This is a genomic window from Yimella radicis (assembly GCF_054778255.1).
Genome location: NZ_BAAGZR010000010.1, coordinates 111,866 through 126,413, shown reverse-complemented (window position 1 = coordinate 126,413; position 14,548 = coordinate 111,866). Strand labels below are relative to the sequence as shown.

At 66.3% G+C, this 14,548-nt stretch carries 11 protein-coding genes; 3 read left to right on the top strand and 8 right to left on the bottom strand.

Features of this window, described 5'->3' with window-relative positions; translation table 11 throughout:
• Positions 1-60: 60 nt before the first annotated feature.
• The 3 genes from rfbB to ACYU8W_RS10045 are packed head-to-tail and all read left to right on the top strand — an operon-like array spanning position 61 to position 3,439.
• Positions 61-1,113 (top strand): dTDP-glucose 4,6-dehydratase, encoded by a 1,053-nt coding sequence (gene rfbB / locus ACYU8W_RS10055; RefSeq protein ID WP_499468738.1) that lies wholly within the window; start codon positions 61-63, stop codon positions 1,111-1,113.
• A complete protein-coding gene (rfbD, locus tag ACYU8W_RS10050; protein ID WP_499468736.1) occupies positions 1,110-1,961 on the top strand; it encodes a dTDP-4-dehydrorhamnose reductase in 852 nt (283 codons plus the stop codon). The genes rfbB and rfbD overlap by 4 nt, the downstream gene beginning before the upstream one ends.
• 17 nt (positions 1,962-1,978) lie before the next feature.
• On the top strand, positions 1,979-3,439 hold the full coding sequence (locus tag ACYU8W_RS10045) for a sugar transferase (RefSeq protein ID WP_499468734.1): 1,461 nt from the start codon (positions 1,979-1,981) through the stop codon (positions 3,437-3,439).
• A 24-nt stretch (positions 3,440-3,463) separates the two neighbouring features.
• On the opposite strand, the gene ACYU8W_RS10040 is transcribed toward ACYU8W_RS10045, so the two are convergent.
• The 8 genes from ACYU8W_RS10040 to ACYU8W_RS10005 form a co-directional block, all read right to left on the bottom strand.
• The gene (locus ACYU8W_RS10040; protein WP_499468732.1) at positions 3,464-4,135 is read right to left on the bottom strand and encodes a GDSL-type esterase/lipase family protein; all 672 of its coding nucleotides are present in this window, start codon (positions 4,133-4,135) and stop codon (positions 3,464-3,466) included.
• Entirely contained in the window at positions 4,132-4,305 is a 174-nt protein-coding gene (locus ACYU8W_RS10035) for a DUF6104 family protein (RefSeq protein WP_168990149.1), read from the bottom strand. The genes ACYU8W_RS10040 and ACYU8W_RS10035 overlap by 4 nt, the downstream gene beginning before the upstream one ends.
• A gap of 19 nt (positions 4,306-4,324) precedes the next feature.
• Complete coding sequence (locus ACYU8W_RS10030) at positions 4,325-8,251, bottom strand: multifunctional oxoglutarate decarboxylase/oxoglutarate dehydrogenase thiamine pyrophosphate-binding subunit/dihydrolipoyllysine-residue succinyltransferase subunit (protein ID WP_499468730.1); 3,927 nt, start codon at positions 8,249-8,251, stop codon at positions 4,325-4,327.
• Between the two features lie 127 nt (positions 8,252-8,378).
• Positions 8,379-9,167, bottom strand: a complete 789-nt coding sequence (locus ACYU8W_RS10025; RefSeq protein ID WP_499468728.1) for an ABC transporter permease — start codon at positions 9,165-9,167, stop codon at positions 8,379-8,381.
• Positions 9,167-10,183: an ABC transporter ATP-binding protein gene (locus ACYU8W_RS10020; RefSeq protein WP_499468726.1), complete on the bottom strand. Its 1,017-nt coding sequence runs from the start codon at positions 10,181-10,183 to the stop codon at positions 9,167-9,169. Before ACYU8W_RS10020 ends, ACYU8W_RS10025 begins: the two co-directional genes overlap by 1 nt.
• A gap of 181 nt (positions 10,184-10,364) precedes the next feature.
• On the bottom strand, positions 10,365-12,302 hold the full coding sequence (gene acs / locus ACYU8W_RS10015) for an acetate--CoA ligase (RefSeq protein ID WP_499468724.1): 1,938 nt from the start codon (positions 12,300-12,302) through the stop codon (positions 10,365-10,367).
• A 94-nt stretch (positions 12,303-12,396) separates the two neighbouring features.
• Entirely contained in the window at positions 12,397-14,043 is a 1,647-nt protein-coding gene (locus ACYU8W_RS10010; protein WP_129624758.1) for a monocarboxylic acid transporter, read from the bottom strand.
• Entirely contained in the window at positions 14,043-14,381 is a 339-nt protein-coding gene (locus tag ACYU8W_RS10005) for a DUF485 domain-containing protein (RefSeq protein ID WP_129624759.1), read from the bottom strand. Before ACYU8W_RS10005 ends, ACYU8W_RS10010 begins: the two co-directional genes overlap by 1 nt.
• Positions 14,382-14,548: the final 167 nt, after the last annotated feature.

Sequence of the window (14,548 nt, the reverse complement as noted above, 5' to 3'; positions counted from 1 at the left end):
GGTAAGCTTGCGCGGGCGTCTGTTCCGGCGTCGAGTCGAGCGTGGAGTGGGGCATTTTTCGTGCGGATCGTGGTGACCGGTGGGGCGGGGTTCATCGGCAGCAATTTTGTTCAGCTGACGCGGCGGACGCGGCCGGATGTGCGGGTCACGGTGTTGGACAAGTTGACCTATGCGGGGTCGAAGGCGTCCCTGGACGGTGTGCTGGATGAGGTCGAGTTCGTCCAGGGCGATATCGCGGATGCTGACCTGGTGAACGGTGTGGTGGCGGGTGCGGATGCGGTGGTGCATTTCGCGGCGGAGTCACACAACGACAATTCGTTGGCTGACCCGCGCCCGTTTCTGGATACGAATGTGATCGGCACGTACACGTTGTTGGAAGCGGTCCGTGCGCATGGGGTGCGGTATCACCACATTTCGACCGATGAGGTGTACGGCGATCTGGAGTTGAATGACCCGGGCCGGTTCACCGAGGCCACGGCGTACAACCCCTCCTCGCCGTATTCGTCGACCAAGGGTGCGTCGGATTTGTTGGTGCGGGCGTGGGTTCGGTCGTTCGGGGTGCAGGCCACGATCTCGAACTGTTCGAACAATTACGGTCCGCGTCAGCATGTGGAGAAGTTCATTCCGCGGCAGATCACGAACCTGATCGATGGGGTGCGTCCGAAGCTGTACGGGCACGGTTTGAATGTGCGCGACTGGATCCATGTCGATGATCACAACAGTGCGGTGTGGGCGATCTTGGATCGTGGCCGGATCGGTGCGACGTATCTGATCGGTGCTGATGGTGAGGTGAACAACCTGGACGTGGTGCGCAAACTGTTGGTGCTGTTCGGGCAAGAGCCGGACGCGTTCGATCAGGTGACCGACCGGGCCGGGCACGACCTGCGGTACGCGATCGATTCCACCCTGCTGCGCACCGAACTGGGGTGGGAACCGACCTACCGCAGCTTCGATCAGGGTTTGGCCGCGACGGTCGAGTGGTACCAGGCCAACGAAGCCTGGTGGCGTCCGGTGAAGCAAGCGGTCGAGGACAAGTACGCCCGCACCCAACAGGTTCTGTCCACCGGCACTTCGACCGGCACTTCCCCGGGTCCCATGGGTGCAGATCGATGAGGTGGGTGTTGCTGGGCGGGCACGGGATGCTCGGTCAGGACCTGCAGTCGGTGTTGGCGCAGGCGGGAGAGCATTTTTGGGCTCTGGGCAGTGCGGACTGCGATATCCGGGTTCCGGGAGCGGTGACGCACGCGGTGCGGGACGCTGACGTGGTGGTGAACTGTGCGGCCTGGACCGCGGTCGACAAGGCCGAGGAGCACGAGGCTGAGGCGTTCATGATCAACGCGGTCGGCGCGCACAACGTCGCGGTCGCGTGCGCGGCTGCCGGTGTCCGGCTGGTGCATGTCTCGACCGACTACGTGATGCCCGGTGACGGTGACCAGCCGTGGCCCGAGGACGCGCCGCAAGCACCCGCTTCGGCATACGGTCGTACGAAGGCCGCGGGCGAATGGGCTGTGCGGCAAGCAAGTCCGGACGCCTATGTGGTTCGGACGGCGTGGTTGTACGGCGCCGGTGGGGGCAACTTCGTCAAGACCATGCTGCGGCTGGCCGGTGAACGCGACACGTTGACCGTCGTCGCGGACCAGGTCGGGCAGCCGACCTGGACCCGTGACCTGGCCGAACTCATCGTCCGACTCGTGAATTCCGGGGCCCCGGGTGGCTATTACCACGGCACCAGTTCCGGCTCGACCTCCTGGCACCGGTTCGCGCAGGAGATCTTCACCCTGTCCGGCCTCGACGCCCGACGGGTCACTCCGATCACCACCGATCAGTTTCCGGTACCGGCACCCCGTCCCGCGAACAGCGTCCTGGGCCACGACGTGTTCGACGCGAACGGGATCGAGCCCATCGGCCCCTGGAACGAACGCCTGGCCGCCGCACTGCCGGTCGTGACACCGGGCACGTGAGGGATGAACGGCCCCGTATGACGACCTTGGGCGAGCGAACGGTCACCGGTTCCACGCACATCAACTGGCGCCGGTCCCTTCAAGCACGTCTGCTGGCCGGCGACGTGCTCGGGATCGCACTGGCGATGTGGTTGGCAGTCGTCGTGCGCTTCGGCGATCCACGCGGTGCGAAGGTCGCCGGGCTCGGCGACCTGTCGTACAGCCAGACCGGCATCGCGCTCGGGTTGGCGTGGTTGATCGCGATCGCAGCGTTCGGCGGTTACAGCATGAAGGTCGTGGCCGTCGGCTCGACCGAATACCGCGACCTGGCCCGTGCGACGTGGGCGTTGTTCGGCGGTGTGGCGATCTTCGCGACGCTGTTCAAGGTCGCGTTCGCCCGCGGTTTCCTTGCTGTGGCCTTCCCGCTCGGTCTGATCCTGTTGTTGATCGGACGGGTCGTGCAGCGCCGGGTGCTGGTCCGGCGTCGGGGGCGTGGGGAGTGGGTCGAGCGGGCGCTCGTGGTCGGTTCACCGGTCGAGGTCCGCTACGTCGTCGACACCGTCCGGCGAACCCCGATCGCCGGTTATGAGGTCGTGGCGGTCGCGACCGCAGGTCAGTCCCGTGAGTTCCGGTTGGCCGACGGCAGCGTACTGCCCGAGGTCGGCCGGCCGGAGGACGCCGCGAGGGCGGCGATGGTGGTCGGTGCCGATGTCGTCGTGGTCGCCGGTCAAAGTTCCACCGGTCCGACCTTCCTGCGTGATCTCGGCTGGGATCTCGAAGAGACCAAGTGCAATCTGGTGCTCGCCAGCCGCATGACCGACATCGCCGGTCCGCGAATCCACTGGAAGCCGGTCGAGGGTCTGCCGTTGATCAGCGTGGAGATGCCGCGCTACACCGGGATGAAGTACGTCGGAAAGCGAGCTTTCGACCTCGTCGTCGGGCTCTGCATGCTGCTGTTGGCGGCTCCGATCATGATCGTGACCGCACTTGCGGTGAAGCTCGAGGACCACGGTCCCGTGTTCTACCGGCAGGAGCGCGTGGGGGTCAACGGCTCCCGTTTCCGGATGACGAAGTTCCGCTCGATGGTCACCGATGCCGAGGCCCGCCTGCAGTCGTTGCACGAGGAGCATGACGGCAACGAGATGCTGTTCAAGATGAGGGACGACCCGCGTGTCACGCGCACCGGCAAATTCATCCGCCGTTACTCCATCGACGAACTGCCGCAGCTGTTCGACGTGATCCGTGGGCACATGTCGTTGGTCGGCCCCCGTCCGCCGTTACCCGCCGAAGTCGAGTCCTACGACCAGCACGTGCATCGACGGCTGTACGTGAAGCCCGGCATCACCGGGCCGTGGCAGGTGGGTGGACGCTCCAACCTGACCTGGGACGAGAGTGTGCGCAAGGACCTGTACTACGTGGAGAACTGGTCGATGACCGGTGACCTGCTCATCCTCGTGAAGACAGTACGCGCCGTCCTGGCGAAGGACGGCGCGTACTGATCGAGCGTGATCGGGCGGTCAGGCTCAGAGGTCGAGCCAGGACTGCCAGCCGGCGTGCAGCACCAGCCAGGCGATGAGACCGTAGCCGGCCTGCCCGGGCAGGCCGTCGGGTGATGCAGCAAGATCGGACTGCCACTGGTCGTGCCCGAGCAACGGGCGGAAGCAGTCGACGTAGGTGACGCCGCGGCGTGAACAGACGTCCGCCTGCGCATCGACCAGCAGCTGCAGGCGCTCGTTGAACTCGTTGTCCTGGGTGGGCGCCGGCCCGACGACGAAGGTCGCGATGGCCGCGGACGACGCGTCGTCCAGGATGTTGGCGAGGTTCAGGCGCGAGCGTGCCGTCGAGAGGTCCTGGCCAATGTCGCCCGCACCGAAACCGATGACCAGGCGCCGCTCGTTCGCGGTGCGCCATCGCGGTTCGGACTCCTGTTGCCACCGGGCGAGAACCTCGGTCGAACTGTCGCCACGGACGCCCAGGTTGTACGCGGCCAGGTCGACCCCGGCGTGCGGGGTGCGGGCCACGACCCGCGAAACCCAACCGAGCGCCTTGGGGTCGCCGAGTCCTGCTACGTACTCGTCGCCGACAAAGCACACGCCGACCCGGCGTGGACCCTCGACCACCTGGAACTCGGCGCTCGGGTTGAACTCCGGCTGACGCCGTTCGTCGTTCTGGGTCACTCGATCCTCACTCGTCATTCGTCGTCATCCAGGCGAGCCAACCATGTTGCCAGCCGTTCGACCGGCACTTCGAACTCCGGGTTGAGGTCGACGAAAGCGCGCAGCTGATCGGCCAACCATTCCAGGCTGACCTCTTCCTCGCCACGCCGACTCGCCAATTCTTCGATTCCGCGGTCGGTGAAGTACATCCGTACTCGGCCGTTCCGGTCAGCGGTCGAACGCCGAAGCGACCAACTCGGCCAGCTGGGCCGCGTGACGCTTGGGCGATCCGGTCGCCGGCGATGCCGCGGCAGCACGTGACACGACGCGCAGTGCGCGGGTCTCGCCGAACTCGGCCAGAGCTTCCGGCAGGTTGAGCGCCATGAACGGCCACGCACCTTGGTTCTTGGGCTCGTCCTGCACCCACACCAGCTCGGCGTTCGGGTACTGGCCGATGATCTCGGCGATCTCCTTGGCGGGAATGGGAGCCAACTGCTCGACCCGAACGATCGCGGTCTTGGTGTCGCCACGCTTCTCGCGCTCGGCTTCCAGGTCGTACACGACACGCGCCGATGCCAGCAGCACCCGGTCGACCTGCGAGGCCTCGGGCTTGGTGGCGTCCGGCAGCACCGGCTGGAAGACACCGCTGGTGAACTCCTCGGGGCTGCTGGTCGCCGCCTTCAGGCGAAGCAGTTGCTTGGGCGTGAACACGATCAGCGGACGGCGCGGACGCGCGTACGCCTGGCGACGCAGGAGGTGGAAGTAGCTCGCCGGCGTGCTCGGGTAGGCGATCGTCATGTTGTCCTCGGCGAACATCTGCAGGAACCGCTCGATGCGGGCCGAGCTGTGGTCGGGACCCTGACCCTCGTAGCCGTGCGGCAGCAGCAGCACGACAGACGAGCGCTGCGCCCACTTCTGCTCCGAGGAGGAGATGAACTCGTCCATGATCGTCTGGGCGCCGTTGGCGAAGTCACCGAACTGAGCCTCCCAGAGCACCAGCGCATCCGGACGCTCGACGGAGTAGCCGTACTCGAACCCGAGTGCGGCGTACTCCGACAGCAGGGAGTCATACACCCAGAACCAGGCCTGGTCGGGGGACAGGTAACGCAGCGGCGTCCATTCGTTGCCGTTGACCTTGTCGATGAGGACGGCGTGACGCTGCACGAAGGTGCCGCGACGGCTGTCCTGGCCGGCGAGGCGCACGGGGATGCCTTCCATCATCAACGAGCCGAAGGCGGCCAATTCGCCCATGGCCCAGTCGATCCCGCCCTTGTGGACCATCTCGTTGCGGCGGTCCATGAGCTTGGCGATCTTCGGGTGGACGGTGAAGCCCTCCGGCGGCTTGACCCAGGTCTCACCGATCTTGTGCAGGTCGGACTCGCTGATCGCCGTCGAGCGGTTGCGCCCGTCGACCGTCGCGTCGTCGGCCGTCTGCGCGGACGGACGCTCCAGGCCACCGTGGCCCTCGGCGTCGGTGCCGGTCGAGGCGTCAGGGGTTGAGGGGGCGGCGGCCTGCTTCTTGGCCTCCTTGGTCTCCACGAACACCCGCTCCAGCTGCTGCTGGTAGTCGCGCAGGGCGGCCTCGGCCTCGTCCGGGGTGATGTCACCGCGGCCGATGAGGGCCTCGGTGTACAGCTTGCGGACGCTGCGCTTGGCCTCAATGAGGTTGTACATCAGCGGCTGTGTCATCGAGGGGTCGTCGCCCTCGTTGTGGCCACGGCGGCGGTAGCACACCATGTCGATGACGACGTCCTTGTGGAAGCGCTGACGGAACTCGTACGCCAGCTCGGCGACGCGCACGCACGCCTCCGGGTCGTCGCCGTTGACGTGGAAGATCGGCGCCTGGATCATCCGGGCGACGTCGGTCGAGTAGGTCGACGAACGCGACTGCGACGGCGCGGTGGTGAAACCGACCTGGTTGTTGATCACGACGTGGATCGTGCCGCCGGTGCGGTACCCGCGCAGCTGGCTCAGGTTCAGCGTCTCGGCCACCACACCCTGACCGGCGAACGCAGCATCACCGTGCAGCAGGATCGGCAACACGGTGAACGCGGTGCCGGCAAGGTTGATGCGGTCCTGCTTGGCGCGCGCGATGCCTTCCAGCACCGGGTTGACGGCCTCCAAGTGGGAGGGGTTGGCGGCGAGGTAGACCTTGGTCTTGTTGCCCGCGTCGGAGACGAACTCGCCCTCGGTGCCCAGGTGGTACTTCACGTCGCCCGACCCCTGCACCGAGTTGGGGTCCTGGGTGCCCTCGAACTCACGGAAGATCTGGCCGTAGGACTTGCCGGCGATGTTGGCCAGCACGTTCAGGCGTCCGCGGTGCGGCATACCGATGCAGATCTCGTCGAGACCCTCGTCGGCGGCCTCGCACATGATGCGGTCCATCAGCGCGATGACCGACTCGCCGCCCTCGAGGCTGAAGCGCTTCTGGCCGACGAACTTGGTCTGCAGGAAGGTCTCGAACGCCTCTGCGGCGTTGAGCTTACGCAGGATGCGCAGCTGCTCGGCCGAGGTCTGCTTCTCGTAGGGCACCTCGACCTTGCCCTGGATCCACTGGCGTTGCTCGGGGTCCTGGATGTGCATGTACTCGATACCCACGCCGCGGCAGTACGAGTCGCGCAGGATGCCCAGCACCTTGCGCAGCTTCAGGAACGGCTCGCCGCCGAACCCTCCGGTGGGGAAGGTGCGGTCGAGGTCCCACAGCGTCAGGCCGTGGTTGGTGATGTCGAGGTCGGGGTGACGACGCTGCTTGTACTCCAGCGGGTCGGTGTCGGCCATCAGGTGCCCGCGCACCCGATAGGCGTGGATCAACTCGTGCACGCGGGTGACCTTGTTGATGTCGTCGTCGTGGCTGGTGTCGATGTCGCGCACCCAACGGACCGGCTCGTACGGGATCCGCATCGCCTGGAAGATGTCGTCGTAGAACCCGTCCTCGCCCAGCAGCAGCTGGTGGACGACCTTCAGGAACTCACCCGAGACCGCACCCTGGATGATGCGGTGGTCGTAGGTGCTGGTCAGCGTCAGGACCTTGCTGACCGCATTCTTGTTCAGGGTGTTGAGGCTGGCGCCCTGCCACTCGGCGGGGTACTCCAGCGCACCGGCTCCGATGATCGCGCCGGCGCCCTTCATCAGGCGCGGCACCGAGTGCACGGTGCCGATGCCGCCCGGGTTGGTCAGGGTGATCGTGGTGCCCTGGTAGTCCTCGAGTGTGAGGGTGTTGGTGCGCGCCTTACGCACCATGTCCTCGTACGCCGTCCAGAACTGCACGAAGTCCATCGCTTCGGCGTTCTTGATGTTCGGGACGACCAACGTGCGGGTGCCGTCGTCCTTCGCCAGGTCGATCGCCAGGCCGAAGTTGACGTGGCCCGGGCGCACCAGCACCGGCTTGCCCTTGTCGTCGGTGGCCAGCGCGTTGTTCATGTCGGGAACGAGCTTGAGCGCCTTGACGATCGCGTACCCGAGCAGATGGGTGAAGCTCACCTTCCCGCCGCGGCTGCGGGCGAGATGGTTGTTGATGACGATGCGGTTGTCGATGAGCAGCTTCGCCGGCACCGAGCGGACGCTGGTCGCGGTCGGCACCTCCAGGCTCTGCTCCATGTTGGTGACGATGCGGGCGGCGACACCCTTCAACGGCACCTTCTCGTCCTCGGCGTCGACGGACTGGACCGGAGCAACGCCACCGTCACGGGAGATCGGGCGGGCGTTGGACAGCTCGTGCTGCTTGGGGTCGAGGGTCGGCACCCGGCCGGGGTTGCGGTCGGAGCGGGACTTCTCCGTCTTGGCCTGCGGAGCGGCGGACGGGTCGGCGTCGGCGGCCTTGGAATCGCCCGGCTGGACGTTTTCGGCGTTGCCCTCGGCGGACCGAGCCTTGTCCCTCTCGGAGCTGTTCGCGGAAGCGTCCTTCGACGGCTTCGCAGCGGCCTTCTCGCCGTTCTTGTCCGCAGTGTTCTCGGCGGTCTTCTCGGCGCTGCCGTTCGAGGAGCTCTTGGACGAGCCGTTGCTCGAGCCGGACTCGGCACTCGGTTCGTAGTCGGCGAAGAAACTCCACCAGGCCTTGTCGACCGAGTTCTTGTCCTGCAGGTACTGCTCGTAGAGCTCGTCGACCAACCACTCGTTGGGGCCGAAGCTTGCGAGCGGCTCGGAAGGCTGGGACACGCTGATGCGCCTCTTTCGTTTGTGTCGCCGATCGAATCGCCCGTGTGGGGTGACACACAGACGAACCCCAGCCTACGCCTGCAGGCTGGGGTTCGCCCGTGTGGGTCGAGTGCTGTTGCGTTGTGTCTCAGGTGACGTCGCGGCGGTTGGTCAACCACGTCCCGATGGCCACGAAGACGGCCGCGTAGAGCAGCAACATCAGCGTGCCCTGCCACCAGTTCAGCATCACGCTCTCGGGGTCGCCGGTGTACCCACCGAGGACCGCATTGGTGGCCTGACTCGGGAAGAACTTCACCACGTCGCGGCCACCGTCGATCAGTGTGCCGACCACCGACAGGATCGGTTCGAGGATGAACGCGATGCCGACGCCGACCAGGATCGCGGCGACCTGGTTGGGGATCATCACACCCAGGCCGAGGCCGATGAGCGCCCAGAGGCCGAGTACGAGCAGCACCAGCAGGAGCGAACGGGTGAGCGTGCCTGCTTCGGGGAACGCCTGCATCCCACGCGCCGACAGGATCGTCGCGCCGGTGATGACCGATCCGGCGAGGAACACCAGGCCGTACAGCACACCGAAACCGAGCAGCGCGATCACCTTCGAGGCGATCATGACCGGACGTCGTGGTTCGGCCAACAGCGTGCCGGTGATCGTCTTGTGCCGATACTCCGAGCCGATCGTCATGATGCCGATGACCATCAGGAACACGTATCCGAAGCCGACACCGCTGGTGTAGGTGTTGATCGCGATCTGCAGGGGTGTGAACGTCGGCATCCCTTCCTGATCGGAGTCGGTCTGGGAGATCGAGCCGAACAGCAACGCGAACAGCGCCCCGCACAGGAACAACGCGATCGCCATCCCCCACCACAGGCGGGTCGTCATCAGTTTCTGGATCTCTGCCTTGATCGCGCGGCCCATCAGCGCACGCCCCCTTCTGTCGGAGCCTGGTCCTGCGGTGCGCCGGCCCCCGTTTCGGGGCCGGGCGGGTCACCCAGGTTGCGGTTGCGCGCGGTGCCCTGGCTGGTGAGTTCGAAGAACAGTGCTTCGAGGTCGGCGCGCTGACGGGCGAGTTCGTGCACCGGCACGCGTGCCTGGAACGCGACGTCACCGACCGCGGCGGGGTTGTCGCTGTAGGCCACCACGATCCCCGCCTCCTCGCCGGGCTCGACCCGGAAACCGGACGCGGTGAGCGCCTCGGCCAGTTCACGGGCGCCGGGCGTGCGCACGCGCACCTTCGGTTCGCCGCGTAGTTCGTCGATCTGCCCCTGGCGGATCAGCTTGCCGTTGGCCAGGATGATCACGTCGTCCACGGTCTGTTCGACCTCGGACAGCAGGTGGCTGGAGACCAGGATGGTCTTGCCCTCGGCCGCCAGGTGGCGCAGGAACCCGCGCAGCCAGCGGATGCCCTCGGGATCCAGACCGTTCGCCGGCTCGTCCAGCACCAGGATGTCCGGGTCGCCGAGCAGTGCGCCGGCCAGTCCGAGCCGCTGACGCATACCCATCGAGTAGCCGCCGGCGCGTTTCTTCGCAGCCGCCGGGATGCCGACGAGTTCGAGGAGTTCATCGGCGCGGCTCTTCGGCAGGCCGGCGGACGTGGCGAGCACACGTAGGTGATCGCGTCCGGTGCGTCCGGGGTGGAAGTTCGTGGCCTCGAGTGCCGAGCCGACGGTGCGCAGCGGGTCGGCGAGCTTGACGTACGGGACGCCGCCGATGGTGGAGCCGCCGGACGTCGGCCGGATGAGCCCCAGGATCATGCGGAGCGTGGTGGTCTTGCCGGCGCCGTTCGGCCCGAGGAAGCCGGTGATTCGGCCCGGTTCGACGTTGAAGGACAGGTCGTCAACGGCCCGGAAGCCCTTGAACGACTTGGTGAGGTTGTGCACCTCGATGCGTCCGCGTCCGGCTTTCGGCGCAGCGCTGGCTGGTGGAGCTGGCACGTGGGGACCCCCTGTCGACGTGTACCTGAACATGACCCATCCCATCATCCGCTCGGGTGAGTCCGACCAACCGGCCCCGCGGCCGTCCCGCGACGGCACTTCGACGGCACTGCGACGGCCCGAGCGGCGAGACGACGAACGCCCCACGTCCGAGGGGACGTGGGGCGTTCGATCGCGGACTTCAGCCCTTGGCCATGCCGTCCTTGATCAGGTTCATCACCGAGGAGTCGGCGAGCGTGGTGACGTCGCCCACCTCGCGGTTCTCGGCGACGTCCTTGAGCAGACGGCGCATGATCTTGCCCGAGCGGGTCTTGGGCAGTTCGGGAACGACCAGGATCTGTCGAGGCTTGGCGATCGGACCGATTTCCTTGGCGACATGGTTGCGCAGTTCCTGCACGGTGTCGTCGCCGTCGTCCTCGAAGCCTTCGCGCAGGATGACGAACGCGCAGACGGCCTGGCCGGTGGTCTCGTCCGTGGCTCCCACCACCGCGGCTTCGGCCACGGATTCGTGTGACACCAGGGCGGATTCGATCTCCGCGGTCGACAGCCGGTGACCCGAGACGTTCATGACGTCGTCGACGCGGCCGAGCAGCCAGATGTTGCCGTCGGCGTCGTACTTGGCGCCGTCACCGGCGAAGTAGTACTTCTCACCGAACCGGCTCCAGTAGGTGTCGCGGTAGCGCTGGTCGTCGCCCCAGATGGTGCGCAGCATCGCGGGCCACGGCTTGGTGAGCACCAGGTAGCCGACCTTCTCCGGTTCGGTGAACGGCTCACCCATGTCGTCCAGGATCTCGGCCGCGATGCCGGGAATCGGCCTCTGCGCCGAACCCGGCTCCAGAGTGGTCAGTCCGGGCAACGGCGAGATCATGATGCCGCCGGTCTCGGTCTGCCACCAGGTATCGACGATCGGCGCCTTACCGCCACCGATGTTCTGGCGGTACCACCGCCACGCCTCGGGGTTGATCGGCTCGCCGACCGAACCCAGCAGGCGGATGGACGACAGGTCGAACTTCGTCGGGATGTCGTTGCCCCACTTCATGAACGTGCGGATCGCGGTGGGTGCCGTGTAGAGGATCGTGACGCCGTACTTCTGCACAATCTCCCACCACCGACCCTGGTGCGGAGTGTCGGGTGTGCCCTCGTAGAGCACCTGCGTCGCGCCGTTCGCCAGCGGTCCGTAGACGATGTAGGAGTGGCCGGTGACCCACCCGACATCGGCGGTGCACCAGTACACGTCGGTCTCGGGGTGCACGTCGTGCACGACCGAGTTCGTGTACGCGGCCTGCGTCAGGTAACCGCCGGACGTGTGCAGGATGCCCTTCGGCTTACCGGTCGTGCCCGAGGTGTACAGGATGAACAGCGGGTGTTCGGCGTCCATCGGCTCGGGGGTGTGCTGGTCGGACTGGCGGTCGACCACGTCGTGCCACCACAGGTCGAGGTCGTCGTTCCAGGCCACCTCACCCTTGGTCCGCTGCACGACGAGGACGTGCTTGACCGGGTGATCGCCCTTGGTGAGCGACTCATCGACGGCAGCCTTGAGCGGTGCGGGTTTGCCGCGGCGCCACTGACCGTCGGTGGTGACCACGACGGACGCGTCCGCGTCGACGATGCGGGTGTGCAGCGCGTCGGCCGAGAAGCCACCGAAGATCACCGAGTGCGGAGCGCCGAGTCGAGCGCACGCGAGCATCGTGAAGATCGTCTCGGGGATCATCGGCATGTAGATCGCGACTCGATCGCCCTTGTTGATCCCCAACTCCTGCAACGCATTTGCTGCCTTGGAGACCTCACGCTGCAGGTCGGCGTAGGTGATCGTGCGGGTGTCGCCCTGGTCACCCTCGAAGTGGATCGCGACGCGTTCGCCGTTGCCCGCCTCGACGTGGCGGTCGACGCAGTTGTGGGCGACGTTGAGCTGGCCGTCGGCGAACCACTTGGCGAACGGAGCGTTGCTCCAGTCGAGGGTCTGTGTGAAGGGCTTGGCCCAGGTGATGCGCTCGCGGGCCTGGTCGGCCCAGAAACCCTCGAAGTCGGCGTCGGCCTGCTCGAACAGTTCTGCCTTGCCGTTGGCCGCAGCAGCGAAGTCCGGGTCGGGTGCGTAGCTGGTCTCGCTCAAAATCCTCATCCTCATCGACGAATCGGGCGGTGGGGGTGGTGTGGCCGCCCGGGGGGCTGTGCGGGGTGTGGGGTGCGCCGTGACGCACCCCACACCCACCTTCCTAGTGATCGATCGCCTCGGCAACCCCGTGTCCAGTCAGGGAACGGACCTCCATCTCGGCGTACTTGGCAGCGTTGAACTCCTTGCTGGTGACGCTGCCGAGCCAGCCGAGGAAGAACCCGACCGGGATCGAGACGATGCCCGGGTTGTCCAGCGGGAACCAGTGGAAGTCGATGTCCGCCGGGAGCATGGACAGCGTCTTGCCCGTCTTCGGATCCGCGCCCTTACCGCTGACGACCGGGCTGAAGATGATCAGGCCGATCGCGGTGATCAGACCGCCGTAGATGCTCCACACCGCGCCGCGGGTGTTGAACCGCTTCCAGAAGAGCGAGTAGAGGATCGTCGGCAGATTCGCGCTGGCCGCGACGGCGAACGCGAGGGCCACCAGGAACGCGATGTTCTGGTCCTTGGCGAGCATGCCACCGCCGATCGCGATGACGCCACCGACGACCGCGGCGATGCGGGCGACCTTGACCTCCGACTCCTGCGTCGCCTTGCCGTGCTTGATCACCTGGTTGTAGATGTCGTGCGCGAAGGTGGCGCTGGTGGTGATCGTCAGGCCGGCGACCACGGCGAGGATCGTCGCGAACGCTATGCCGGACACGATGCCCAGCAGCGGGGAGCCGCCGAGTTCGAATGCGAGCAGGGGGGCCGCTGCGTTGGCCTTTCCGGGAGCCGCGTTGATCTTGTCCGGTCCGACGAGGGCGCCGGCGCCGTAGCCGATGACCAGGGTCAGCAGGTAGAAGGCACCGATGAGCCAGATGGCCCACTCGACCGACTTGCGTGCCTGCTTGCTGGTGGGCACCGTGTAGAAGCGTTGCAGCACGTGCGGCAGACCCGCGGTGCCGAGCACCAGAGCCAGGGCGAGCGAGACGAAGTCGAGCTTGGTCGTGGAGTCCTTGCCGTACTTCAGGCCCGGCGACAGGAGTTTCTCCCCGGCCTTCGGGTTCTCGTTGACCGCGGCCTCGAAGAGCTTGCTGATGTTGAAGCCGTACTTGCCGAGCACCCAGACCGTCATGATGAAGGTCGCCGCGATGAGCAGGACGGCCTTGATCATCTGCACCCAGGTGGTGCCCTTCATGCCGCCGATCATCACGTAGAGCACCATGATGACGCCGACGACGGCGATGACGAGGTTCTGCGCGGTCTCGCCGCTCACACCGAGCAGCAGCGACACCAGGCCACCGGCTCCGGCCATCTGGGCGAGCAGGTAGAAGAACGACACGGCCAGCGCGGATGTCGCAGCGGCCATGCGTACCGGGCGCTGCTTCAGGCGGTACGACAGCACGTCGGCCATCGTGAAGCGTCCGGTGTTGCGCATCAGTTCGGCGACCAGCAGCAGGGCGACGAGCCAGGCGACCAGGAAGCCGATCGAGTACAGGAAGCCGTCGTAGCCCTGCAACGCGATGGCGCCGGCGATACCGAGGAACGAGGCCGCCGAGAGGTAGTCACCGGCGATCGCGATGCCGTTCTGCTTGCCGGAGAACGAGGCGCCACCGGTGTACATCTGGCCCGCGGTCTTGGTGCCGGACGCGACCTTGACCACGATCGTCAACGTGACCAGGACGAAGACGGCGAAGATCGCGATGTTCAGGACGGGGCTGCCGACCTGGTCGGCCGCGGCGAGACTGATCAGTTGAGTGCCCATCAGAAGTCCTTGTCGCCGGCGAGGCGGGCACCGATGGCGTCGGCGCGCGGGTCGAACTCACGGTTGGCCCAGCGGGCGTACATGAACGTGATGGCGAACGTCGTCACGAACTGTCCCAGGCCCATCAGGATGCCGATGTTGATGTTGCCGATCACCTTCGTGCCCATGAATCCGGGCGCGTAGATCGACAGCAGGACGAACAGGAAGTACCACGCCAGGAAGAAGGCCGTGACGGGGAAGACGAATGCGCGGAACTTCTTGCGAAGTTCGGCGAACTCGGGGGACTGCTGGACCGCGATGAAGCGATCGTCGACCTTCGGAGCACCGTCGTTGCTCACCGAGTCACCTCCGGTTTCGGGTATGGACTGCCACACGGGGAACCGTGTGATCGGTGTCACATACCTTCTTCCTGCGGGTTCCGGTTCGCCACCGCTTCCGGGCGTGCTGCGCCGGACGGGTCGCACGGTTCGGCGTGCGGAACCGAAACGTGCGGCGAGCGGTTCGG